Raw genomic sequence first — 23,422 nt, 5'->3', positions numbered from 1 at the left:
CTTTATGCGCTAATTATAACATTTTCTTATGGATTTCGTAAGCCATTTATAACATGAAACCCCTTCTAATTCAGGGGTAGAGAGTTTTGACGGAGAGACTTATTAGTTTTTTCACGCTCTTTCTAATAAAATTAGTAGCACGTATAATATAAATCTGTATAATGGCAGCGGTAAAAAGGGAAAGACCATGTCAAAATTGAGCAAGCCTCTAGATATTCCATTGCGAGGCAGTAAAAAAAGCTTTGTTGGAATAGGGCAAAATATATTATCTGATGAAGAAAATAGCGTTGAGTTAGTTGTCGGTAAACCGGTTATCTACTCTAAATCAGTTAAGAAAGAAATAGAAATCGATGCAATTTATAGTTTATCTCCTTCGCCGGTGTCTAATAGCTTTACGTCTATGTCCTCTTTACAAAGCTTGCCATTGGAAGAAGAGGTTTCTGCTCCAGAGCGATTCAAATCTGAAGATGTTTTTCTACCTTTAGCCCCACTATCTGGTTCGGCTGAAAAAAATACTACTTCAGTATCCCTGGTATCGGTTACAACTTCAGAATCCACAAAAGAAAGTCCGTCTATTTCACTACATGCTATATCTGAGCCTATCCCTATTCCTTTTTCGTCAAAATCGATTGGATCAATGGTATCGGAATCATTTCCTGATGATACTTCTCTCCTAATAACTGGTAGTGATAAAAATTCAGATTTAGGTATTTCTTTACAACGTACTGATTTAGAAATTAATCAAAAATCGTCAGAATTAGATCCAGGGCTTATGCAGGAAAAACAAGGGATAAAAGCACTTGGAGATGGATATTTTATTTTTCAACTTGACGAAGAATAATCTTATGACTCTTTTAGTTTTAATGAAGGATCAATGCTGTAAAAACAAGACCCAAAAATTTTATCCATAGGGGCTACGATTACTTGCTCCTTACCAAAGATTCTTGCCGGAATCGTAATTTCTAGCGCATGTAACATCATCCTCTTAAAAGGCAGTCCGCCATATTTTATATCACCTAGAATTGGAAATCCTAATTGTTTGCTATGATACCTTAATTGGTGCATTCGGCCGGTTAGGGGGGTATATTTCATTATAGCACTATCGTTGTTGTTTGCTAATAGTTGATATATGGTTTTTGCAAATTTTCCATCTTCAGTTTCTTTCACTATTTCCTGAACTCCGGATTTTTCTTTACCAATATAACTTTCAATATTTCCTTCTTTCGGAATAAAAGATACATCGCCTGTTAATATGGCTATGTAAGTTTTTTGGATTTGTTTTTCTCTAAAAGCTTCCCCAAGTAAAATGGCACTATTTAGATTTTTAGCTATAATAAAAACCCCGCTCGTATATTTATCTAACCTGTGAACTAATTTATACTGACTTTTTTCAGTTTTATTCAAATATTGCAAAGCATGGTCGATACTAATAGTTATTTTGCTTCCGCCTTGTGCTGCAATACCATGTGGTTTGTTAATGGCAATAAATTGATCGCACGAAAAGATAAGATATTCATTAAGAATTTTATCAGCTAGCGAGATGGCTGCAGGAGAAAAAAAAGTTTTTTGAGGAATTATAAGATTTTCATTTATAAGATAATTAGCAATATTTACTACATCACCTTTGTTAATTCTAGTATGTGCTTTTACTTTTTTACCATTTACTTTGATTTGCCCTTTTCGTAAATTTTTTTCCACAACTCCTTGAGTTAAATAGGTAAATTTTTGCCTTAGAAATCTATCTAACCTTGTTTCTATAATGTTTTCAACTCGCAATTCTATCATTTTAATTTACAGCTAGATATTTAGCCCATAACAGGGTAGAAAGGAGTATTACAGCGCCTATTTGATGAAGTAACGCAAGTGTAATCGGTACTAAATAAATTAGAGTAAAAATACCCAGCATGACTTGAAATATAAGAGCTATAATTAAATAAATTAGTACTTTAGATAACAGTAAGTTTTGTATTTTAAAACCAATAAAACAAGTAATTAAAATAGCTAGTGTAACAATATAAGCTAGTATCCTATGGATAAACTGCACAAATACTGGATCATAAAAGCTATTTGAACCAAATGTTCCGAAAGTAATTTCATTTGGTATAATTGAGTCTCCCATGAGCGGAAATTGATTATAAACAAGACCGGCATCAAGTCCTGCAACAAAAGCGCCAAAAGTTATTTGAATAAATAATAATATTAAACAAATATTTAACCAGTTGTTAATTGGTATTAAAATGGTTTTTGCGCCGATAGATATTTTAAAAAAAGACTGTTCCATTAATTGCCAGAATAATAGAGCATATAAGGCAATTGCCAGTAACAAATGGATTGCTAACCTAAAGTGGCTTACACAAGGAGCAGATATAAGACCGCTTTTTACCATATACCACCCAGCAATCCCTTGGCTAATCAGCAGAATTAACCCTATAAGATATATATAAATTTTTGCGCTGCTAATGGTTTTATTAAATAAAAAATACATCAAAGGGATGATGTATAATATACCGGTAATGCGTCCGGCAATTCGGTGAATAAATTCAAGCCAGAAAATGGATTTAAATTCTGCTAAATTCATGCTGCTATTTACCTTGATATATTCGGGAGTCTGCTTGTATTTATCGAACTCGCTTATCCATGATGCTTCAGTTAAAGGAGGAAGGATTCCCGTTACGGGTTTCCATTCTGTAATAGACAAGCCGGAATTAGTTAAACGAGTTAGCCCGCCAATAAAAATCATACAAATAATTGCACCGCACATTACTCTTAACCACAGAGTTAGGTAGTAATTTTGGTTGGTATTTAAATCTTTCATCTTATAGCTAATATAAACTAATAAGCAAGGTAGCTAGCATAACAATTAATAAAGATATTACCATAAAAATTGCAGTTTGCTGGTTATGCAAAATAGACAGTTTCTTTATTAATTGCTCTTCTAAAACATCTAAACGCCAATTTTCTTTTGGTGATTCAGGTGGATTATCTTTTTTCCAGTAATGATATAAATAAGCAAAACCATAACCAATTATTTCAAGAATATTGAGGCTGGTGCTCTCTTTTCGTGTTATATTTAAGCTTATAACGATAATTATAGAAACGCCATAAATAGCTAGTTGTTTCAGCACTTCATAAGAATAGTTATTTATTTCATATAGCGGATAAAAAATATTACTAACTGGCGTAAATACCCATAAAAATCCTGTAACAAAGCAAGCTAAGCTTATAAAAATAAGGCTAAATTTATTGTAAATATTCATCTCTAAAGGAATGACTTTCTTATGATTTATAACTTCTTTCCACGGAAAAGAAATTATAGTAAACACACCGGAGAGTAATATTGCTATATAAAAGAAATTCCCAGAAAATAGGTGAGATAATCCTGCTTTATTGTAAAAACTTAAACTAAAAGGAATATTGGTCATTAATGAGATTCCAATGCTTGCCGATATTAATAGGATAGTATTTTTAAATTTCCCCAGTTCTAAGCAAAGGGTAATTCCTTTCCTATCCCGAAGGGTAGCACAAACAACGCTAAGTAGGCATTTGTAAATAATATGGATAAATAAATAACACGTTACCCCAATAAGAGCTGATTTGTTCCCAGAGCTAATGCCAATTGCCATCATTCCCATGGCAACTATTGATAAATAACATAGTAGAGCAAATATATTGTCTTCAAAAATTGCTTTAAATCCGGAATATAGGATCATAGTTAGCCCTATATATTTCAAGGGTTCAAATCCATAAAATACTTTGATTAACAACATTAACCCCAGCTTGGTAGTAAAATTGATTAAATATAAAAATCCAGAAGCAGAAGCTGCTTTATAATAATTAACCATCCAGCCGGAAAATGGAAAGGCTGCAATGTTAATTACCATAGCTGTAAACATTACATAAAGTATGGCATGCGAATATTCCGGATTTTCCATTAGATTAGTAACCAAAATAATTTCGGAAGAATTGCTTGTAGACATAATATGAGCAATGCCAATTAGGATCATATTACTGGTTACTAGGTGAGTTAAAAAATATTTTTTTGCATAGTTAATTGATATAAAACCTGTTTTATTCCCACTGAATATAATCATCGAGGACATAACCATCATTATTTCAAGGCCGGCAAACATTGAAATAAAATCTTGAGCCAAAAGGCTAATAAATACAGCAGCGCCATAAGCACAACCTATTATTAATTCATTATATTTTTTTTGACCAAGAGCGTAAGAATTAGCAGTTAATAATACTAGCAAAAATGCCGCCCCAATTAATTTATTAAAATCGTCGAATTCCCAAATTAATTTTAAATTATATAACTCAAAAGAGTATCTACCTTGACCCAAGAATAACCCTATAGAGCTAATAATAGGACTAACAAGTGCAACAAATTTAAATAATGTGCTATGCCTATTAATTACTAGTAATAGCAATATAAAAAACATCATTATGGTTGCTGGGTGAAAAAACATTTTTATATATTCCTATTTTACATAAAAGTTAGAAAAATATTGATGATTTGCTGAATAAAAAAGAAACAAATAACAAAAATTATACATAAAACCAGACTAATAAACATAAAAATAGGAACGGTTTTTTCTGTATTATTATTTTTTATCTTTACCGGTTCGTATATAAAACCTAATACCTTAAGCATATAAAACGCTGAAAATAAGCTGCTAACTGCAATAACTATCATTACCAATAAGTTTTGTTGATTAGCTGCTGCTACCATAATATAAAATTTACTGATAAATCCTGCAAATGGTGGGATACCTATCAAAGAGAGAGTAGCTATAAGGAAAATTGCACTAGTTTTGGGCATGGTTTTGTTTACTCCCGTAAGATCATTTATATAATAAGTTTTATGTAAGCTATAAAAATTACCAGCAGAATAAAATAGACAAATTTTACTAAATGAATGGGAAATCATATGGATAAGTGCTGCCGCTAAGCCTTTGGGAGTAAATAAGAAAGCGCTAATTAGAGCAATGCTTAACTGGTTAATAGTAGAATATGCCAATATCATTTTAATTTCATTGCATTTTAATGCCTGGAGTGAACTGTATAATATGGTTATAGCCGGTAGAATTACCAGCCAGTTATAATCGCTGAATAAATATTGTAGGTAGTCGAGTCCAAACACATAAAAAAGAACTTTATATATACAAAACAAACCGGTTTTAACTACAACCACAGCATGGAGTAGGGCGCTGACAGGGTAGGATGCAACCATAGCAGCAGGTAACCAACCGTGTAATGGATAAAGCGCTGCTTTACTTATGCCAAATATAAAAAAGAGTAATAGAAAAACAGCAGCTGAGTCTGAAAAATAATCTTTTATGAACCCGCCTCCAATAAATGTGCCAGTACCTATTTTCGAATAAATAACTATTATTGCTGGTAGAAATAATATTATACCACTTAGCAATAGGATTTTTAGATATTTATTTAAACCGGCAAGCGTTTTTTTATCAAAGTGATGAACTATTAACGGAATTGTACATAACGTTAGTAATTCGTAAGCTATAAACATGGTAATTAAGTTTGCAGATAAAGCAACTATGCAACCTAGTAAAATACAACAATTAACAAAAAATAAATATTTACTGGAATTTGTAATGTGATTAATGGTTAAAAATTTTATTGTATATAGGAGAGCCGGAATCCAAAGTGCCGCAAGCATAGTTAGGAAAATGAGCCCAAGTGGTTCAAGGCTAAACGCTATAGAGTATTTACCGATATCTAATAAAGTGAATTTTATTACAGTGCCGTTTATAAATAAATCGTCAATTATTATCACGTTAAATAGAAAAAATATGCTGATGCTAAGCAGAAAAAAGCTTCTGATTTTGCTGTCTTCTTTTGTAAAAAAAGGTGCAACCAGGTTAATCATACCAAGAAGCATAGTAGAAATAATTAAAAAATTTAAAGGCATTGGGCTGGTCATTATTTACTCTCTTTTTATTCTTAACCTAACCTATGGTCATGGAAGTATGGTAACCAATCATTTCTGCTATTTCGTGCATATATAATAATGTGAAAACATGTATGGTTACAATAGCAAATAATCCTAGTAGATTTGTATCTATTTGGATTACCCCGTTTTCTTCTTTGGCAAAGAAAAGAGCTTTTGCAAGTTTAAGATGGTATAATATTCCGAAAACTGAAGCAATTACTACGATAATAAATTCTAACAACAAGCTTTGCTGAATTAAAAGCTCAAATATCTTAATTTTTATTATAAACATACTAGTTAGCGGTAAAGAAGCACTAAAAAGAAGGATTAAAGCTGCTAGGATTTTGAACCAATGTGAATCTTTTATGTGTTTTATTGAGTATATATCTAAATTGTTTGTTTTATTTTCAATATGGGCAAGTAGGGTAAATAAACCAATTTTATTAACACTATCAATAATCAGCAACTGAAATAACAAGGCTTTTGCTGGCCAAATTGATAAAAGAAGAAAAGCATAACCGATTTGCAGGGCTGTAGAATAAATAATAATTTTTTTAATATTTTTTGATTTTAAGGCTAAATAAGAGCAGATAATAAGGGTCGTAATTGCCATAGCCCGCAGCATTAAGGAAAATGGTATATAGATTAGATTAACTTCGATAGTAAAATACAAGAAGCGCATTATCATATATATTCCAAGTAGACTAGAGATAGCCGCGATATAAGTGAGAATAAATGGTGCAGTAGCAGAGTAAGATCTGATCATCCAAAAATGTAATGGGAAAAATGCCATCTTCAAGATTGCTCCGGTTAAGAAAAACACTATGGCAATTATTAACAGATGTAATTTTGTTGATCCTGCCACGCTTGATCCGTAATTCACTTGTAGAATATTAGAGATATCAGCAATATTGAGGCTACCGGTGATAGCAAAAAAGAAGCCAATAGATATTAGTATTAATGTTGCGCCAATTGTACCTAGTATAAGATAATCAAATGCTCCGATTAAAGCTTTTGCTTCTTTTCCTTTTGAAACTAAAACGTAAGTTGCTAGAGAGGAAATTTCAATAAATACATAAAAATTAAATAAATCATTAGTGCTAAGTACTCCAAGATATCCCGCATGAGCAAATAGGAGCAAGCTGTAGAACATATGGTGTTTTTTATTATCAATATATTTAGTAATTGTTTTATTAATAAGTTGTTTGCCAAAGAGTAAGAAAAATAATAAGACACCGTTTATGTATATTATTATCGGCTGATTTAGATAATCTAAACTATACTCTATACCAATCGGTGCTTGCCAATTACCGAAAGAATAGGATTGGAAATTGCCTGATGTAGATATTCCGTAAAGCGTAATTACTAGATTTGTTATAATAGCAATAGTAGCAATAAGCCAGGAAGTGAATTTATGGAAAGTTAAAGCACAAAACAACGCTGAAAAAAAAGGAATTAACACTTGTAATGCCGGGATATGATTAATTAAAGTCATTAATTATCCTCTTGCTGAGTTATTGCACTTTCCGAGATAGTGCCGTACTCTTTATATATTTTGTATATTAAAGCAAGTCCTACGGACATGGTAGAAAATCCAACTACAATAGCAGTTAGCATCAGTACATGCGGTAGGGGACTGGAGAAATTGTACGGGCAATTAACCAAATTCGAGCAAATATCAATTGGAAGAATAGCCCCGCTTACTTTACCAAGAGCTATGTAAAAAAGGAGAACTGAACTTTGAAATATTCCAAGGCCGATGATTTTACGTAAGTAATTATCGCTAGTTAGCATTATAAAAAGACCAGTAACAAGTACTAGTGCTGCAAAAAAGTAAATAATATTTTGCATGGTAGAGAACTAATCCTCCTTTAAAACTAAATAAATTAAACACATAATTGATGAAACGGTTAAACCGACTCCAATTTCAATAAAAAATATACCTATATGTTGACCGGTAAGAGGGTGATTTACCCAAGGAGTTTTAGCAATTGAATTATAATTTAAGTAATTATCATCAAACAAAAATGAAACAAGCCCTGTAGATGCATAAATTAGCACTCCAAATATCCCGCAAATAATGAGAGCTTTTTCTGAAAAAAATTCATGAGTTTTTTTACTGCCGTTGAGAAGGTCAAAAGCAATTATTCCTGAAGCAAAAATTACTCCCGCTTGGAATCCCCCTCCCGGAGAAACTTCCCCGTTTAACTGGATGTAAATAGCGTATAGAATCAGATAAGGGATTATAAATGAGACTACTGTTTTTAAAACGGAAAAATATTTCAGCATTATTCCCTCCTGCGTGCAAGTATCAAAACGACAGCAATGCCGGCAATTAGAATAACGCTAGTTTCGCCTAAAGTATCATAACCTCTGTAACTAGCAAGTATTGCTGCAACAATTGATGGTATGCCAATATCATTTTTTGTATTTTCTATATAGTATTTTGTCAAATGTGACTGTACTTCGGTGTTTTGTTGTCCGTATAAAGGCAAGTCGAAACTTGCAATAATTAATAAAACAATAAAAATTACACACAAGGTTAGCGCAAGAAATATTCTAGTTTTACTTACTAACTTATAATTCTCATCACCAATTATTTTTACCAGATTAAGCAAAACACACGTAGATAGACAAGCGCCAAGAGCGGTTTCTGTCATCGCTACGTCGGGTGCATCCATAAATAGATAACATATTGCAATTATCAAGCTAAAAGCTGACATTAATAGGATAGATTCAATTAAATTTTTAGATACTATTAATCTAAAGCAAATTCCTATTAATACGAAAGAACTGATGATAAGAAGTATAAGATTTAATTCCGGCTCTAGTATTGAAGGAATAGAAAAAAATGCAGTCACTCTATTCTCCCATCTTTATCTATTTTATAGAGGACAGAAGCCCTCGCTAGTGCGTGGGTAGACACGGGGTTTAACAGCAAAATTATTAGGGCTATTATTATTAGCTTAAAAGCTGAGCTGAAATCTGATTGCAGAAAGCTAAGCCCTACAAGGCAAAATGGTATGCCGCAGCACTCAGTTACACCGCTTGCATGAATCTTAGTATAAAAATCACGGAATCTTATTAAACCTACAATACCGGAAGCAATAAATCCCAAGCCTATAACTATAAGTATAAAACCAATATATACCATATTTATCTTCACACCAATAATTATGAATATCCGTAAAAACTACATTATTTTTTTTTCAAGAACAAGAACTCTATAATTTTTATATTATTTTTTTAATTTTATGCTTAGTGGCTGTCGACTAAAGAGCTATAAATATAACTATAGGTTAATTAATCAACTCTAGGAGGTTTTGATTGGAAAGAGGAAACATCTCTGAAAATTTTTTAATAAAGGCTGTTGGATTAGAAAATACCATAATTTCTGGGTATGCAAGTGTATTTAATATCGTTGATAGTCAGAACGATATAGTTCAAAAAGGAGCTTTCGAAGATACAAAGCCGGAAAATATTAAATTACTTTGGCAACATGATACTCTAAAACCAATTGGCATAATAAAGTCATTATATGAGGATGATTATGGGCTTAAAATTCAAGCTGAAATAAATAACAGAATTTTACTTGGTAAAGAGACTACCGAACTTGTAAGGCAAAAAGCAATAGATGGTTTGAGCATTGGTTTTTGTGCTAAGGATTTTGAATATGATAATCAGGGAGTTAGGTTGCTCAAGAAAGTAGATCTTATGGAGATAAGCGTCGTAACCTTTCCGGCAAATAGAAATGCTGGAATAATAAATGTTAAAAAACTAACTGAACATCCAATTAATCGTTCCCTAGAGAGAATTGAGAAATTATTAGAAAAGCTAGTTAATTTGGAATAGAGGAGAATATGGAACTTAAACATAAACAAATAGAAGCAATTGCCGATAATGTGCAAACTGTTTTAAATAATGAATTACAATCAATAAGCAAGTATAAGGACCTTGAAAATAAATTTAATAATTTGCAGAATGCTATATTTAATCCTTTTAATATTTCTTCCTGTAGACCGGAAGAAGAAAAAGCTTTCGGTGACTATTTAAGAAAAGGTATAGTTTCAGAATTTGTTACTAAATCTTTAAGTACTACGACAGGTGAAGCCGGAGTGGTAATAGTTAATAATTTAAATAACAAAATAGTTAGTACGGTGAATGCAAAATCAGTTATGCGGCAACTAGCTTCGATTGAAACAATTTCTACTAGTGCTTTAGATTTTATAATTGAAGATGGTAAGTTTATTTCCGGTTGGATAGGAGAGGCTGAAGCAAGAGAAGTTACTGAGACTCCAAAACTTAAGAAAAAAACAATTGCTGTCCACGAGTTATATGCTCAGCCAAAGGCTACTCAGAAATTAATTGACGATTCAGCTATAGACATTAATTCATGGTTGGCAGAGAGGTTAGCAGATAGTTTTATCAAAGCTGAGAATGAGGCATTTATTACCGGAGATGGAAATAAGAAGCCATTTGGGATACTAACTAATGAAGACATTACAAGAATAGATACAGGTAATGCGGTAACGCCTGACATATTGCTTAAATTAATTAATGCTCTTGATGAAGAGCATATAGCTAATGCCAGTTTTTTGATGAATAGGTCAACACTTGCCTCGATCCAAGGCTTAAAAGATGAAACCGGCAGATTTATTTGGCAGCAATCTTTATCAGAACCTTTAAAACAAACTATTTTTGGTATTCCTGTTTTTTGTATTTCCCATATGCCAAATGTTGGAGAAAATAAGCTAGCAATAGCTATCGGTGATTTTAAAGTAGCTTATAAAATAGTAGATAGAGCAGGTGTTGGGATAATGCGAGACCCTTATACCGATAAGCCATTTATAAAATTTTATGCCGTAAAAAGGGTAGGGGGTGACGTAATTGTACCGTCTGCTTTAAAATTTGCCAAATTTTCCAGTTAAAACATTTTTTATGCAAAATAACGTCACTTATAAAATTTTATCAGTTGAAGAAAGAGAAGTATGGCCTCTTGAAGAAGTAAAAAATTATTTACGAGTTCCTCATAAAAACGACGATAAATTAATTGCTAACCTTATTAGCTCAGCAGTAATTACTGCTGAGCAGTTTTTAGCACTAAGTTTTTGTATAAAAAAAGTTACGTGTTTAATAGATAAAGCCCCTAGTTATCTAAGGCTAAAACATATACCGGTTGCCTCAATAACAAAGGTTTTTCTTCTTAATGGGGAAGATAAAAAAGATATTACCGAAAATTTTGGCTACCTTGAGGACAACAAGCAGAAAATATTATTTAATCAGAAATATCTATCTCAGAAACTTGAAATAAGTTATGAAGCAGGTCTCGGGGATAAAATTCCCCAGCCTATCTTGCAAGGAGTTCTAACGCATATAGGTATGATGTATGATTTTGGCGAGAATTCAGCAAATATTTTGTCCGAAATAAAAAATATATACATGCCGTACCGGTCTCTTAAAATTTAAATATTTAGCTTTATATGACCAAGAATAAAAAAACATTCATAGCTAAATTAGCTCATAATATTAATTTTCTAGAAAATGTTGCGGACTCCCCTTCTGCTGATCCGGTCTGGCAGGAAAAATACAATTGTTTCGCGGAAATTATACCCCTTAGTGAATGTAAATATATGTCACTTGAGGGAATGAATTTCGGTAATTTAATTACTGAAGAGTATTATTTATTTAAAATCAGATATATGGATGGTTTATCCAAAGCTTTACGAATCTCTTTTCGTCGTAAATTATACTCGATTAAACGTATAATTAATATTGGCGAAAAAAACAGGTTTCTAAATATCATAGGTCTTGAAATTTTATAAGGAGGACAAATGTCATTAGATTTTATTCATATATTCCAGCTAAAGATCCTTCATACTCTGGAAACCTTGATTAGGGAACATGTAAATCAAGTATATATATCGGTCATAGAGGATGGTAATTATCCTTTTATTTCGATTAATCTCGTAAAGCTTGAAAATTATTCAAGGACCTCACAATTTATATATTTATTAGAATTTGAAATTTGTATTTTTGTAAGAGACCAGAATAAAAAGAGCTTGATTAATATCAGTAAACTAGTTGAGCAGCTTCTACTGCCAGATAAACTTAAAATTCCAAGTTACATAGTTGCGGGGATAAAACTAAATCAGCTTGTCTTTAGCGAAGCCCGCGACCTTGTCCATAATAAGCTAACTATGTTCTATAAAACGATGATAAAAAGAGAATTAATGGAATGAGTTTTCATGAAGTTTTATTTCCATCATGCTGCGAGGTATTTTTAGTAGGTAGGTCGTTATTTTTTACTTCAAAAGTTATTTGTGCTTCCGGTAGAGAAATTAGAAACCTTGATCAGGAGTACCATAGAGGGCAATATTTTTTGAAAGATTGCTTTTTATCCAAAAATGAATTTTGGCTGTTTAACAATTTTTTTAAAGCAAGAAGAGGTAGCCGATTTGCTTTTCTATTAAGGGATATTGCTGATTTTACCGTTCAAAAGCAATCACTTGGTGTAAGTGATGGGATTAAGAAGGATTTTCAACTTTGTAAAATTTATCAGGATGAGAAATACCCATATATCAGAAAAATTACTAAAATTAAAAGAGATAGCTTAAAATTATATGCAGGAGAAGATGAGATTCAGGAATACCAACTTAATGAAAACAACGGAATAGTGCTCCTTCCTGATGCATTGGTAAAAGATAGAACTTTATATGCTAGTTTTGAGTTCTACTTAGTTGTTAGGTTCTCCGAAGATAGTTTTGATTATCAACCAAAATCAGATGGAACTATAGAAATATTAAACCTTTCACTAATAGAGGTATTTGAATGAGAGGAAATAATCATAACTTTTCCACGAGGCATGACAAATTGGTAAATTCTAGATATGAGGTTAGTTTTACCTATTTATACGAAATATATTTATTCTCAGGAGCAGTTCTAAAATTAAATTCTTCAGGCCAAGAAATTGTAGCCAATAACAAAAAATTTTTACCATTTTCATCAATCATCTTAACCAAAGGGGAATTTAACGATTCTGCTGAAAACGTAATTAATTTAACAGGAATTTTTGAAATAAATGGTATTACCAGAAAAATGAATTTGGTAGGATGTAAAATAAAAATCTCCTATTATTATGATAAAGTTCTATTTCCATTAATAACTTATTTCATTACAGAATTTGTAAAAAATGATTTAGATTTTACTTTAAAATGTGAACCGGAAACAGTTAAATACAATCAGTCATTACTTCTGCTTTATAGCAAAACATGTCGAGCAAATTTGGGTGATAGTAAATGTGGCATCGATATTAGCAGGTATAGGAAGTCATACGGAATTCAATCTATCAAATCCCGCATTATTAGCGTCTCAGGTATGGAACTAAACAACGGATATTATAACTTGGGGAGTGCTCTATTTATTACTAAAACAGGGGAAAATATTAATTTCAGGATAATTGCTCATTATAATAACCAAATTACATTAGAGGAAGAAGTTTATGAGGATTTATTAAAACATAAAGAAGTGAGCTTAGGGCCAAGTTGTGATAAAAACTTTAGAACTTGTTGCAATAAGTTCAATAATGCAGTAAATTTCAGGGGAGAACCAACAATAACTGAACATAGTTTTTTTAAGAATAATGTGCGATAAACAAACGATAAGGTGTTTTTTTTCTGGCTTTTTTAGTGTTTTTAGATTTGTATATACTAAATCGGTGTTATCGAAACCTCGAGATATTGTTACTTATGTTTTCAAAGTTGAAGATTATATTGATATTGCTTATAAAAGCTTAAGAAATAACCATGAAAGAAACTAAAAAATTTTTTGATGCTAACGGTCTGAACAAGGGCTATAGTAAGGCATTATTTAGCAAGACGTCTAATTTAGCTGTAAGTAGCAGTAGCCAGTATAAACATATTATGCCGCCATTAGATGTCATGGCTGCATATGAAGAAATTAGTCCTGGGACTATAAAAAAAATTATTGAAATGGCGCAGAAAGAACAGAATTATCGCCATTCTATTGAACTACTTAATGTTGAAAAATACGATAGAGCAGTTAAATTTGGGAAGATATGCGGAGTTGCTTTAATAGGGATTATTGCCATGACAGTTCTCATTTTAGCATTCGGTGGGCATTATATGATCGCTTCTGTCTTTTTCTTGTCTGCTTTCGCTACGATTGGTGGTATATCTTTTTTTCAGTCTGATAAAAGATATAAAAATAAAGTTTTTCATAAAAATTTTGATCAAAGAAATAGAGTGCATAACCATAAGGCACGAAGCAATAATTAAGTAATATAAAATCGTTTTTAAAACGATAAAAATGGTCCTTTAGCATTTAAAATAATTATGGATAAAAAATTAGTTGCGTTGGTTGGAAGGCCAAATGTTGGGAAGTCTACTTTATTTAATAGGCTTAGTATTAGGAAAAAAGCAATAGTTCATGATCTTCCAGGGGTAACAAGAGACAGAAAATATGCAGATGCCAAGATTGGGCCGATGTTATTTAGGGTAGTTGATACCCCTGGTCTTGAAGAATCAGAAGAAGGGCAGTTAGAATATCGAATGATGCAACAAACTATGCAAGCCATAATCGATGCGGATCTAGTTTGTCTAATTGTTGATAACATATCTGGAGTAACACCTGCTGATAAATTTTTTGCTAATTTTATTAGAAAATATAGTAAAAATTATATAGTTATAGCTAATAAATCAGAAAAAAAATTTACTCATGATAAAGAATTTTATAGCTTAGGTTTTGGTGTGCCAGTACCTATTTCTGCCGAACATGGTCAGGGTCTTGCTGATTTATATGAGGCAATTGCAGCTAAAATAGACACAGAAGATGTTGTAAAAATTTCTAATCCACAAACTTCTGATTCAGTCCAGATAGTTATAGTAGGTAGACCAAATGCCGGAAAATCAACATTTATTAATGCCATTTTGGGAGAAGAAAGGCTAATTACTGGCCCAGAAGCGGGTATTACTAGAGAATCGATAGAAATAGAGTGGAAGTATAAAAATCATAATTTAAAGCTTATAGATACAGCGGGTCTTAGGAAAAAAGCAAATGTTACTAAGAGCTTAGAAAAATTATCTACGGGTGATACTATAGGTAGTATCAAATTTGCCAATACTGTTATTTTAATGCTAGATGCTACAATTGCTTTAGAACAACAAGACTTATCTATTGCTAACTACGTAATTGAAGAGGGTAGAAGCCTAGTAATTGCAGTCAATAAATGGGATCTAATAACATTAAGGCGAAATTATGAAGAAGAATTTACCTATAAGCTAGAAAAATTTCTTCCTCAGGTAAAAGGCATTCCAGTGGTTTTCATTTCTGCGATAAATCAGCATAAAACGAATGAAGTATTAGATAGAGCTGTAGAAATGTATGATTTATGGAATAAAAAAATAACAACAAGTAAACTTAATGATTGGCTTGCGTTTGCTACTGAAACTCATCAATTACCTCTTCAGAAAAAATTGGGAAGAAGAGTTAGGCTTAAATATGTTACACAGATTAAAACACGTCCCCCGACTTTTAAATTCTTTTCGAATGATCCTGATAGTATTACCGAAGCTTATACTAAATATTTGCTCAATTCCTTGCGAGAGAATTTTTCCATGCCTGGTGTGCCGATAAGAATGTATTTTTCTAAAACTGATAATCCTTATAGTACAAAGAAATAACTACTTGGCTATTGCTTGTACTGTTGACAAGAGAAGCCTACGTGATAGCATTAAGCATTAGTAGAATGGTATTACTAAGAGCATTATGGCAAAAAAAATATTACTTACAAGATCTGAAGAAGATAATAATTATTTAAGGCATATTCTTGTTCCCAAGGGGTATACCTGTTTAGATTTAAGTTTAATTGAACATGTCAACCTACCTTTTAACATAACGGTCCTCGAAGATTTTACAGATATAATTGTTACAAGTAAAAGAGCTGCACACCTTCTGCCTGTTGATGAAGGTACAAAAAATGTATGGGTAGTAGGAGCGACCAGTGCAGAAATAGCTAGGCAAAAAGGTTATAATGTTCAATATGTTGCTTACTCGGCAACCGAACTTACAGACAAATTACCTCACAATATCTATAACCATGCTATTTATCTTTCCAGTAATATGATTAGCACCAGGATGCCGCATGGAATTAAAATGATAAATGTTTACAAAGTGAGATATAAAGATAATTTATCGGAGCGGGAGATTCAAATCCTAAAAAGTGGTGTGGATTATATTCCCCTATATTCAGAAAATTGCGCAAAAACCCTGATAAAATTAATATTAGTAAATGATTTATTGAAATATATAGAAAATTCAGTAATTATTGCTATAAGTTCGAAAGTAGAGAAGCTGCTAATGGATTATTTTAGACAAATTGTGACTTGCGATTATGCAGATCAAATCCTGGAAAAATTAGAGAATTATGACCTCAACAGAAAACAACAAAAAGAAAAAGTTTGAAAATGATGATCATTCAGCAGTAAATATAAAACCTAAACCCGCTCTGCAAAAAACTAATTTTAGAATAGCTGGTTTAGCTTTCCTTGTGGCTTTCGGATTAGTTCTGTATTTTGTTATTGCTTATAAAGAATTATGGCTTAGTACACTTGATCGTTTGAATCTATTCCCTTCCCACAAAAACCAACAGCAAGAAGCCAGGCATGATGAAACGGCAAAAGATATTAATGGTTGTTGTCTTGAGAATAGCGAAGAATTACCTCGATTTGCACCAGATTTGGATGAGGGAGAACCAGATGCGCTAAACGATACGGAGGATTTAAATCCGTATGATAATACAGCAGATACTGCTACTGATAACAGCCAAGAAATTGCTAATGCTAACCTGATTAATGACTTGAATGATTACCGAATTTATCTTGCCAATGTTAATGAGTTCCTGCAAAAATTTTATAAAGATCAATCGTATTCCGAGAATTTGGATATTATAATGCAGATTGAACTTCCAAAAGAATTTGAAGAACTAATGGTGTTGTGCAAACGTTATGATAGTATGTTAGCTCAGAATGTTCCGTCTTATGAGCAGGTTTTCTTATTTGATACAGATATTTTTAGTAAATTTTTAAAAATTAAAAAAGAAACTGATTTTTATAAGGAAAGGAAACAATTAAAAGCAAAAATTGAAAATAAAATTGGTTCGTTTATTGAGTATGCGTTCTCTATTGATTTGCAGCAGGAATTTTTGGAATAGTAACTAAGAATTGCCGCTTATAATAGGCGTATTTTTCGTATGCGTTATATCAACAATCAAGAAGTTATTCTTTGGGATATAAAATTATTTAAGTAAAAACATGATTAGATTTCTGATTTTATGTACGATTTTCTTCCTTCTTTATTTTGGTTTTAATACCATTAGTGAATTTGACTCAGCTGTTAATATATCAGTTTTAGATTATCAGATTCAAACAACCACCTTTACTTTAATTGCCGTCTTTTTAATTGCTCAGTTGTTATTAATGATAGGGCTAAAAACTATCTTTTCGATATTTGATTTACCTTTTATCATAAGCCGTAGCTGGCATAAGAGAAAGCTAAAAAAAATAAACGAGTGTTTATTAAAAATAATCTCAGAACTTATCATGGGTAATAAGGAGAAATCATTAGAGGTAGCAAATAAGCTTTTACCAGATTTGGGCGAAAACTGCATGGAGTTTTCAAATCTTGTTCTCGCAGAATCGTCAAGCAGTTTGGACGTGCAAATTCAAAGGCTTCGTAATTTAGTAGGTAAAAAGAATTATAGTATATATGCTGCAAAAAGGCTGGCACAAATCTTTTTTGATAATGGACGATATGCAGAATCAGAAGAATATGCCAATAAGGCATTCAATGAAAATGATACCCAGCCTTCCCTTATGATTATGCTAATTAGGATTTACGCAAAAACTGCGGCTTGGAACAAAATGATATTTGTTATTTCTAAATTACAAAGAGCCGACATGAAGTTATTGGAGCATTACTCAGAAGAAATATCAGGTTATTACTACTTAGCGTCTAGAGATGCTGTTTCTGCGGGTAATGATAATGAAGCAGTAAAATTTTTAGAATCGTCTTTAGAGCTTAAACCGGGCTATTTAGATGCATTAAATTTGTATACTGAATTAAACGTAAATATCAATAATTCTGCTTCGTTACTTAAAATACTGAAATCAGCTTTTATCAGCAATCCGTGTTTTGAAATTGCCCAGATGTATATCAAATGCTCAAGAAGTTCCGTAAATGCCATTTATGGGACTTTGGCTGGTCTTGTTAAACCGTCAGAAAATAATGCTTTGTTCCTCGCAATAGCTGCATATTTAGGTCTGTATGATAAAGTTGCGGAAATAAGAGAACCAAAGCTTCTTAACTATGAACCTAAAAGCTAAAATGGATTTTAGCTTCAGTTTTCCGAATATAATTCTAGATAAAAGGCAACATCTCTTATATGAGGGCTTGAAGAGATTAGCTGAGTCCATAAATAAAAGATCTTTTGTAGAAAATATTCTAGCCAAATTCAAAAATTCAAAAAGCCCTAAAGGCGTTTATCTTTATGGTGGTGTAGGGTGCGGAAAAACGATGCTTATGCAAATGTTTTTTGCAACGATTTTAGCTGGAAAAAAGTTTATTCATTTTCAAAATTTTATGCAGGAGCTACACTACAAAGTCCATAGTTTACAGTCAGCTAACGGAGATGATAAAACAGTTCAAAACCTTGCCCATGAAATTGCAAGTGGGGCCATAGTTTTGTGTATTGATGAATTTGAGATAAAGGATATTACGGATGCAATGCTTATAATGAGGTTATTTTCGTTTTTATCTCAAAACGGGGTTTTTATTTTTCTAACTACTAATGCAGCTCCCGATGATTTATATAAAGATGGTCTGCAGCGAGAATTATTTTTACCTTTTATTGAAAACATAAAGAAAAATTTTATGGTTTTGAATCTAGATAATGAAAAAGATTATCGTTTAGAGAAAGTAGCAAGTACCAGGAATAAAATACTTTTTCCTATTAATGAAGAAAATAATACTGCCTTTAATAGAATTAAGAATAGCTTATGTTCCAGTGAAGAGCTTTATCCAGGTAAATTTGCAGTGTTTGGCCGGGAAGTGATTTTTGCTAATACTCATCAAAACATTTTATTTACTAACTTTGATGAACTATTTATGCAGGATTTTGGTTATGCAGATTATGTAAAACTTTGTCAGAGATTTGGAATAATAGTACTCGAAGGTGTAAGGCGAGTTGCTGAAGACGAAACAAATATTATTATCCGAGTTATTAATTTTATTGATAATGCTTATTTCTATAAGGTGTTATTATTTGCTTTACTTGAAGCTGAGCCGTCTTTAATATATACCTCCGGTAAGAGATTAGCTGAATTTCAAAGGGCTGTTTCAAGGTTAAATGAGATGAATAGTAGTGATGAAAAATTGGAACAACCCTAAATTTATTACTTTTGAAGGGGGAGAGGGAAGTGGTAAGTCTACCCAGAGTAGGAAACTTTATGAGTATTTAGTTTTAAAAGGTATTAAGGTTATCCATACACGTGAGGTAGGCGGCACTAAGGAGGCTGAAGAAATTCGCACACTTCTGATTCATCAGCATTTGTATCATGTTTCTGAGTTAATGCTGGTTATGGCTGCTAGATATGAGCATATTAACAAGTTAATCGTACCCGCTTTGCGGGATGGATATACAGTTATTTGTGATAGATTTGTTGATTCTACTGCCTGTTATCAAGCAGGAGACAATCTTACAATAGAAGATATCTTTGACCTTCATAACAAATTAATGAGAGCAAGTGATGATCACAGAGTTGTTATGCCTGATGTTACATTTTTTATGGATCTAGAACCGCAAATCGGCATAAAAAGAAGCTTCCAAACGGGAGACGTAAATAAGTTTGAAGATAAAAATATGAATTTTCACCAAGCAGTTTACGAAAGGTTCAAACTTATTGCAAGTATGTATATAGACCGGATCAAGACAATCAATTGTAGGAACAAAGAAATAGAGAAGATTCACCAAGAAGTATTATCGCTAATTAACTAAATATAATAAGGAAGGCAAATAAATGTTAGAGCAAAAATTCCTGTTTATTTTTGCCTAAAAAGCTTATATATTAATCAACTATGGGTTACGTAATTTAAAAATACACTTCAAACATGGAATTTGACATAGATTCAGGAATTTTTATTGGGTTTTTAATAGCTACTATAATTCTAGGGCTTGCTTCTAGCCATGGTATTAGGAATATTAAAGAATATGCCGTAGGTAATAGAGATTTTAGTACCGCCACTATTGTAGCTACATTGGTAGCTACTTGGGTTAGTGGAAGTTTTTTCTATAATATTATTTCTGAAGGTTACTCTAAAGGTCTTTATTCTATGTGGTCCGATATAGGAGATCCTATCTGTTTGTTACTTATTGGTATGATATTTGCTGTGCGTATGGGTGAGTTTTTAGGCAAATTATCAATAGCAGAAGCTATGGGTGATTTGTTTGGTCAAAAGGTAAGAATAATTACAGCAATTGCTGGCTTTATAGGCATAACAGGAAAAATAGCAATACAGCTAAAACTCGCTGGTCTATTATTTAGCTATGTACTTGATATTTCAAGCGGTTATGGTACTATTATTGCTGCATTTATAATAACTTTATATTCATCTTTAGGTGGGATAAAGTCGGTCACTTTTACAGATATAATACAGTTTTTGACTTTTATAGTTGTTATACCGGTTATAGCTTATGCTCTTTTGAACAGTATTGATAATACTAATATTATTATTAATACTTTAACTACTCATCCAGTATTTGATTACAAAGAAGTTTTTAATTTTTCTAACGCATTATCTTTGGATAAGTTATTTGTCTTTTTATATTAACCCACCAATTAAATACCCGACTTAGGCGGCATATTTTACTTCTTTCGCCTGAAATAATCTTTTGATATGTTCTGGGTTATTTTGCAGAGTCCTTAGGTAAGATTTTAAATTCCCTTGGAGTTCAGATTTTGTAAGAGGTATATGTTTCCTATTTACATTTCTTTTTAAATCGTTGTTTAAATATTCATCCGGATTATGTTGCGGAGTATACGGAGGCAGAAAAAATAAAGAAATTTTCTTTTTATGTTTCCGAGTCCATATTTGTACTTTTTTGCTATGATGAACCTTGAGATTATCTAGGATTAAGAAGATTTTTTTCTTGGAGTATTTTACCAACCTCCGTAAAAATTCTATAAATACATTTGTTTTTAGTGTCTCTTCGTACAGCATAAACCTTAGCTTACCGTTATTTGTAACAGTGGATATCATGTTTATACTAAATCTCTTCGATTTATGAATCACAACAGGGGTTTTTCCTTTTAAAGAATAGCTTTGTAATACCTGACACTCTTGTTTTATCCCTACTTCGTCGCACCAATGTATTTCTGCCTTTTCATATTCTGCTTGCTTGGCTATTGACGGATATTCTTCATCTAACCAAAATTGAACCCTTTTGGGTTGCTGCTCATATGCTAACTTCTTTGGCTTTTGTGCAGTATACCCCCATCTTCTTAAATATTCGCCTATTGTACTTAGGGGAAGAAAAAATCCACAATGTTTTTTGATGAGTGCATTAACTGATTTTCTTGACCATAATGCTGATTTGATATTGTGATCTTCTGGTCTAGAGATATTTACGTACCCTTGTATTATTTTACTTTGATCTTCGGTTATAAGCCTTTTCTCTCCTATCTTTCTACCTCTTAACTTCCCACTAATTGCGTACTTGTCGCCTCTCTTTTCCCTCCTTACCCATTCATTTACTGTCTGGCGACTCACTCCTATTAATTCACCTACCGACGATTGACTCTCTCCTCTTTTTACTAGTTTTAGAGCAATCTTTCTCATCGACGCTTGTGCGCTTATTGATAATTTCCTAAAATCTTCACTTTTTGACATTATTGCATTATACAAATTCCTTCCTTCTTGGCAATAGTTATGTCGGGTATTTAATTGGTGGGTTAATATTTTATTACTCCAGCGTTTAATCCTGCAATTTTTCAAAAGGATTGCTATGGCAAAGGATATCATACAAGTAAGAAAATCTTTTGTTATCTCTGCTGTTATTTGTTTTCTACTGTTACTTATACTTGATTGGATTACTATATTAACTTTGTCTATTAATCCGTTTCTTAATCCTGATGAAGTAGTAAAAGAAATTATTTTTAGCCAAGCTTATTTAGGTTTAAAAGGAATGGCCATTATAGGTATTATGGCAATGATTATGTCTACAGTTGATTCATTCATAAACTCTACTGCAGTTCTTGTAGTACATGATTTTTTAAAACCATTAAAAATAGAATTTAATCGAAATGAGCTATTATCTGCTCGTATTATATCAATTGTAATTGGTCTCGTTTCATTATTGTTATCGCTACGACAAGGAAATTTTTTGACACTTATGATTATGACCTCTTCTCTATATATGCCAATAGTGACTGTTCCGTTTATTATGGCAATTTTTGGATTTAGAAGTAGTGGGAAATCAGTCATACTAGGGATGGTAGCTGGGCTTTCAACAGTTTTAGTATGGGATTATGTCCTGAAAATTAAAATTGCAAATTCCATCCCTTTTGCAATGTTATCAAATTTGGTAGTGCTTATGGGAAGTCATTATTTGCTTAGACAACCTGGAGGCTGGGTGGGGATTAAGGATGAGAGCGGGTTAATTAAAGCTCGTAAAGAGAGAAATAGGAGATTACAGCAGTTATGGTCGGATATTAAGTCCTTTAACCTGATAGAGGTTTATAAGAATAATTATCCTCAAGGTGATGGGTTAATTTCCATACTCGGCTTTTATGTGATGCTTTCTGTATTTGCCGCCACGAATTTATTACCTGAAGAATATAGACTTCAGCATCTGGATATACTTGATGTGCTTTATCCGATAGCTGTTAGCAGTTCAGCAATTTTAATTAGTTATCCGTTATGGCTTTGGAACTGGAAAGAAAGTAAATTCGTAGGGATATTCTGGAATCTGATTATGTTCTGGGTATTAATCTGCTTTACCTTTTTAACGGTGTTAGTTGGTGGATTTTCCGAAGTACAGCTAATGGTGTTTATGATGAATGTTGTTATCATTTCCTCTTTAGGTAAATGGCAATGGTCGTTATTTAATTTCGTGTCCGGGATTGTCTTGGTTACTGTGTTTTATAATAATTATTACCCGGGTAATTTAGATAATGTTGAGTTCGCCTCATCGCAATTCAAGATATTTTATAGTATAGGAAATTCAAAATTTGCAACCAGAAAAATCATCAATCAGCTTTTTAAAAATTCGTTTAATAAATATGTAGTTACCAGCCACAATATTAGAAATTATCAACACTTTTACAAAAATCTCTGCCAGAATCTATCTAAAAATAGGTTCAGTTTTACAAATTATGTGGCCAAGACGTGAAAGAA

General features: G+C 32.2%; 25 protein-coding genes and 1 pseudogene. 17 read left to right on the top strand and 9 right to left on the bottom strand.

Annotation, left to right across the window (positions count from 1 at the left end; genetic code table 11):
* The first annotated feature begins 187 nt into the window (after nucleotides 1–187).
* Nucleotides 188–841, top strand: coding sequence for a hypothetical protein (locus tag N3Z16_RS00730; protein ID WP_282486359.1), 654 nt, complete (start codon nucleotides 188–190; stop codon nucleotides 839–841).
* 2 nt (nucleotides 842–843) lie between these two features.
* Here N3Z16_RS00730 and N3Z16_RS00725 read toward each other — a convergent pair whose 3' ends face one another.
* The 8 genes and pseudogenes from N3Z16_RS00725 to mnhG all read right to left on the bottom strand — a co-directional run bounded on the left by N3Z16_RS00725 (nucleotide 844) and on the right by mnhG (nucleotide 9,116).
* The gene (locus N3Z16_RS00725) at nucleotides 844–1,785 is read right to left on the bottom strand and encodes an RluA family pseudouridine synthase (protein WP_282486358.1); all 942 of its coding nucleotides are present in this window, start codon (nucleotides 1,783–1,785) and stop codon (nucleotides 844–846) included.
* Nucleotide 1,786: 1 nt separating this feature from the next.
* Complete coding sequence (locus tag N3Z16_RS00720) at nucleotides 1,787–2,815, bottom strand: COX15/CtaA family protein (RefSeq protein ID WP_282486357.1); 1,029 nt, start codon at nucleotides 2,813–2,815, stop codon at nucleotides 1,787–1,789.
* A 7-nt stretch (nucleotides 2,816–2,822) separates the two neighbouring features.
* Complete coding sequence (locus N3Z16_RS00715; RefSeq protein WP_282486356.1) at nucleotides 2,823–4,445, bottom strand: proton-conducting transporter transmembrane domain-containing protein; 1,623 nt, start codon at nucleotides 4,443–4,445, stop codon at nucleotides 2,823–2,825.
* 41 nt (nucleotides 4,446–4,486) lie between these two features.
* Nucleotides 4,487–5,950, bottom strand: a complete 1,464-nt coding sequence (locus N3Z16_RS00710) for a proton-conducting transporter transmembrane domain-containing protein (protein WP_410519479.1) — start codon at nucleotides 5,948–5,950, stop codon at nucleotides 4,487–4,489.
* Nucleotides 5,951–5,972: 22 nt separating this feature from the next.
* On the bottom strand, nucleotides 5,973–7,451 hold the full coding sequence (locus N3Z16_RS00705; RefSeq protein ID WP_282486354.1) for a proton-conducting transporter transmembrane domain-containing protein: 1,479 nt from the start codon (nucleotides 7,449–7,451) through the stop codon (nucleotides 5,973–5,975).
* Nucleotides 7,451–7,807, bottom strand: coding sequence for a Na+/H+ antiporter subunit C (locus tag N3Z16_RS00700; protein WP_282486353.1), 357 nt, complete (start codon nucleotides 7,805–7,807; stop codon nucleotides 7,451–7,453). The genes N3Z16_RS00705 and N3Z16_RS00700 overlap by 1 nt, the downstream gene beginning before the upstream one ends.
* Nucleotides 7,808–7,816: 9 nt before the next feature.
* Nucleotides 7,817–8,817: pseudogene (locus tag N3Z16_RS10875) on the bottom strand (DUF4040 domain-containing protein).
* Nucleotides 8,814–9,116 carry a monovalent cation/H(+) antiporter subunit G gene (gene mnhG, locus N3Z16_RS00685; RefSeq protein WP_282486993.1) on the bottom strand — a complete coding sequence of 101 codons (303 nt, stop codon included), beginning with the start codon at nucleotides 9,114–9,116 and terminating at the stop codon, nucleotides 8,814–8,816. Before mnhG ends, N3Z16_RS10875 begins: the two are co-directional and overlap by 4 nt.
* A gap of 167 nt (nucleotides 9,117–9,283) precedes the next feature.
* Here mnhG and N3Z16_RS00680 point away from each other — a divergent pair, with 167 nt between their 5' ends.
* From N3Z16_RS00680 to N3Z16_RS00610, 15 genes are all read left to right on the top strand, one after another.
* Nucleotides 9,284–9,808, top strand: coding sequence for an HK97 family phage prohead protease (locus tag N3Z16_RS00680; RefSeq protein WP_282486352.1), 525 nt, complete (start codon nucleotides 9,284–9,286; stop codon nucleotides 9,806–9,808).
* Nucleotides 9,809–9,816: 8 nt separating this feature from the next.
* The gene (locus N3Z16_RS00675; protein WP_282486350.1) at nucleotides 9,817–10,884 is read left to right on the top strand and encodes a phage major capsid protein; all 1,068 of its coding nucleotides are present in this window, start codon (nucleotides 9,817–9,819) and stop codon (nucleotides 10,882–10,884) included.
* Between the two features lie 10 nt (nucleotides 10,885–10,894).
* On the top strand, nucleotides 10,895–11,422 hold the full coding sequence (locus N3Z16_RS00670; RefSeq protein WP_282486348.1) for a head-tail connector protein: 528 nt from the start codon (nucleotides 10,895–10,897) through the stop codon (nucleotides 11,420–11,422).
* A gap of 14 nt (nucleotides 11,423–11,436) precedes the next feature.
* Nucleotides 11,437–11,778 carry a phage head closure protein gene (locus N3Z16_RS00665; protein ID WP_282486347.1) on the top strand — a complete coding sequence of 114 codons (342 nt, stop codon included), beginning with the start codon at nucleotides 11,437–11,439 and terminating at the stop codon, nucleotides 11,776–11,778.
* A 9-nt stretch (nucleotides 11,779–11,787) separates the two neighbouring features.
* Complete coding sequence (locus N3Z16_RS00660; RefSeq protein WP_282486346.1) at nucleotides 11,788–12,195, top strand: hypothetical protein; 408 nt, start codon at nucleotides 11,788–11,790, stop codon at nucleotides 12,193–12,195.
* Nucleotides 12,192–12,788 carry a DUF2460 domain-containing protein gene (locus tag N3Z16_RS00655; protein WP_282486345.1) on the top strand — a complete coding sequence of 199 codons (597 nt, stop codon included), beginning with the start codon at nucleotides 12,192–12,194 and terminating at the stop codon, nucleotides 12,786–12,788. The genes N3Z16_RS00660 and N3Z16_RS00655 overlap by 4 nt, the downstream gene beginning before the upstream one ends.
* Nucleotides 12,785–13,606, top strand: coding sequence for a phage BR0599 family protein (locus N3Z16_RS00650; RefSeq protein WP_282486344.1), 822 nt, complete (start codon nucleotides 12,785–12,787; stop codon nucleotides 13,604–13,606). The genes N3Z16_RS00655 and N3Z16_RS00650 overlap by 4 nt, the downstream gene beginning before the upstream one ends.
* A 152-nt stretch (nucleotides 13,607–13,758) precedes the next feature.
* Nucleotides 13,759–14,250 (top strand): DUF2335 domain-containing protein, encoded by a 492-nt coding sequence (locus N3Z16_RS00645; RefSeq protein ID WP_282486343.1) that lies wholly within the window; start codon nucleotides 13,759–13,761, stop codon nucleotides 14,248–14,250.
* Nucleotides 14,251–14,307: 57 nt separating this feature from the next.
* Nucleotides 14,308–15,654, top strand: coding sequence for a ribosome biogenesis GTPase Der (gene der / locus N3Z16_RS00640; RefSeq protein WP_223938863.1), 1,347 nt, complete (start codon nucleotides 14,308–14,310; stop codon nucleotides 15,652–15,654).
* Nucleotides 15,655–15,739: 85 nt separating this feature from the next.
* Nucleotides 15,740–16,435, top strand: a complete 696-nt coding sequence (locus N3Z16_RS00635) for a uroporphyrinogen-III synthase (protein ID WP_223938862.1) — start codon at nucleotides 15,740–15,742, stop codon at nucleotides 16,433–16,435.
* Nucleotides 16,398–17,183 carry a hypothetical protein gene (locus N3Z16_RS00630; protein WP_282486341.1) on the top strand — a complete coding sequence of 262 codons (786 nt, stop codon included), beginning with the start codon at nucleotides 16,398–16,400 and terminating at the stop codon, nucleotides 17,181–17,183. The genes N3Z16_RS00635 and N3Z16_RS00630 overlap by 38 nt, the downstream gene beginning before the upstream one ends.
* 100 nt (nucleotides 17,184–17,283) lie before the next feature.
* Nucleotides 17,284–18,354 carry a tetratricopeptide repeat protein gene (locus N3Z16_RS00625; protein WP_282486340.1) on the top strand — a complete coding sequence of 357 codons (1,071 nt, stop codon included), beginning with the start codon at nucleotides 17,284–17,286 and terminating at the stop codon, nucleotides 18,352–18,354.
* A complete protein-coding gene (zapE, locus tag N3Z16_RS00620; RefSeq protein ID WP_282486339.1) occupies nucleotides 18,338–19,417 on the top strand; it encodes a cell division protein ZapE in 1,080 nt (359 codons plus the stop codon). Before N3Z16_RS00625 ends, zapE begins: the two co-directional genes overlap by 17 nt.
* On the top strand, nucleotides 19,395–20,024 hold the full coding sequence (gene tmk, locus N3Z16_RS00615) for a dTMP kinase (RefSeq protein WP_282486338.1): 630 nt from the start codon (nucleotides 19,395–19,397) through the stop codon (nucleotides 20,022–20,024). Before zapE ends, tmk begins: the two co-directional genes overlap by 23 nt.
* 113 nt (nucleotides 20,025–20,137) lie before the next feature.
* Nucleotides 20,138–20,857 (top strand): sodium:solute symporter family protein, encoded by a 720-nt coding sequence (locus N3Z16_RS00610; protein WP_282486337.1) that lies wholly within the window; start codon nucleotides 20,138–20,140, stop codon nucleotides 20,855–20,857.
* Nucleotides 20,858–20,878: 21 nt separating this feature from the next.
* Here N3Z16_RS00610 and N3Z16_RS00605 read toward each other — a convergent pair whose 3' ends face one another.
* The gene (locus tag N3Z16_RS00605; protein ID WP_282486336.1) at nucleotides 20,879–22,021 is read right to left on the bottom strand and encodes an IS630 family transposase; all 1,143 of its coding nucleotides are present in this window, start codon (nucleotides 22,019–22,021) and stop codon (nucleotides 20,879–20,881) included.
* 10 nt (nucleotides 22,022–22,031) lie between these two features.
* On the opposite strand from N3Z16_RS00605, the gene N3Z16_RS00600 reads away from it, so the two are divergent.
* Entirely contained in the window at nucleotides 22,032–23,417 is a 1,386-nt protein-coding gene (locus N3Z16_RS00600; protein WP_282486335.1) for a sodium:solute symporter family transporter, read from the top strand.
* Nucleotides 23,418–23,422 lie beyond the last annotated feature (5 nt).

This window comes from Candidatus Megaera polyxenophila (assembly GCF_029982035.1).
Taxonomy (GTDB): domain Bacteria; phylum Pseudomonadota; class Alphaproteobacteria; order Rickettsiales; family Rickettsiaceae; genus Megaera; species Megaera polyxenophila.
This window is presented reverse-complemented; position numbering and strand designations above follow the sequence as displayed.

Bases quoted from the DNA above. Each gene is read 5' to 3' on its own strand.
- N3Z16_RS00715 (WP_282486356.1), bottom strand. From the start codon at position 4,445: ATGATGTTTTTTATATTGCTATTACTAGTAATTAATAGGCATAGCACA.
- N3Z16_RS00665 (WP_282486347.1), top strand. From the start codon at position 11,437: ATGACCAAGAATAAAAAAACATTCATAGCTAAATTAGCTCATAATATT.
- N3Z16_RS00600 (WP_282486335.1), top strand. From the start codon at position 22,032: ATGGCAAAGGATATCATACAAGTAAGAAAATCTTTTGTTATCTCTGCT.
- der (WP_223938863.1), top strand. From the start codon at position 14,308: ATGGATAAAAAATTAGTTGCGTTGGTTGGAAGGCCAAATGTTGGGAAG.
- N3Z16_RS00700 (WP_282486353.1), bottom strand. From the start codon at position 7,807: ATGCAAAATATTATTTACTTTTTTGCAGCACTAGTACTTGTTACTGGT.
- N3Z16_RS00645 (WP_282486343.1), top strand. From the start codon at position 13,759: ATGAAAGAAACTAAAAAATTTTTTGATGCTAACGGTCTGAACAAGGGC.
- tmk (WP_282486338.1), top strand. From the start codon at position 19,395: ATGAAAAATTGGAACAACCCTAAATTTATTACTTTTGAAGGGGGAGAG.
- N3Z16_RS00725 (WP_282486358.1), bottom strand. From the start codon at position 1,785: ATGATAGAATTGCGAGTTGAAAACATTATAGAAACAAGGTTAGATAGA.
- N3Z16_RS00650 (WP_282486344.1), top strand. From the start codon at position 12,785: ATGAGAGGAAATAATCATAACTTTTCCACGAGGCATGACAAATTGGTA.
- N3Z16_RS00625 (WP_282486340.1), top strand. From the start codon at position 17,284: ATGATTAGATTTCTGATTTTATGTACGATTTTCTTCCTTCTTTATTTT.
- zapE (WP_282486339.1), top strand. From the start codon at position 18,338: ATGAACCTAAAAGCTAAAATGGATTTTAGCTTCAGTTTTCCGAATATA.
- N3Z16_RS00635 (WP_223938862.1), top strand. From the start codon at position 15,740: ATGGCAAAAAAAATATTACTTACAAGATCTGAAGAAGATAATAATTAT.
- N3Z16_RS00610 (WP_282486337.1), top strand. From the start codon at position 20,138: ATGGAATTTGACATAGATTCAGGAATTTTTATTGGGTTTTTAATAGCT.
- N3Z16_RS00675 (WP_282486350.1), top strand. From the start codon at position 9,817: ATGGAACTTAAACATAAACAAATAGAAGCAATTGCCGATAATGTGCAA.
- N3Z16_RS00660 (WP_282486346.1), top strand. From the start codon at position 11,788: ATGTCATTAGATTTTATTCATATATTCCAGCTAAAGATCCTTCATACT.
- N3Z16_RS00705 (WP_282486354.1), bottom strand. From the start codon at position 7,451: ATGACTTTAATTAATCATATCCCGGCATTACAAGTGTTAATTCCTTTT.
- N3Z16_RS00720 (WP_282486357.1), bottom strand. From the start codon at position 2,815: ATGAAAGATTTAAATACCAACCAAAATTACTACCTAACTCTGTGGTTA.
- N3Z16_RS00670 (WP_282486348.1), top strand. From the start codon at position 10,895: ATGCAAAATAACGTCACTTATAAAATTTTATCAGTTGAAGAAAGAGAA.
- N3Z16_RS00730 (WP_282486359.1), top strand. From the start codon at position 188: ATGTCAAAATTGAGCAAGCCTCTAGATATTCCATTGCGAGGCAGTAAA.
- N3Z16_RS00630 (WP_282486341.1), top strand. From the start codon at position 16,398: ATGACCTCAACAGAAAACAACAAAAAGAAAAAGTTTGAAAATGATGAT.
- N3Z16_RS00655 (WP_282486345.1), top strand. From the start codon at position 12,192: ATGAGTTTTCATGAAGTTTTATTTCCATCATGCTGCGAGGTATTTTTA.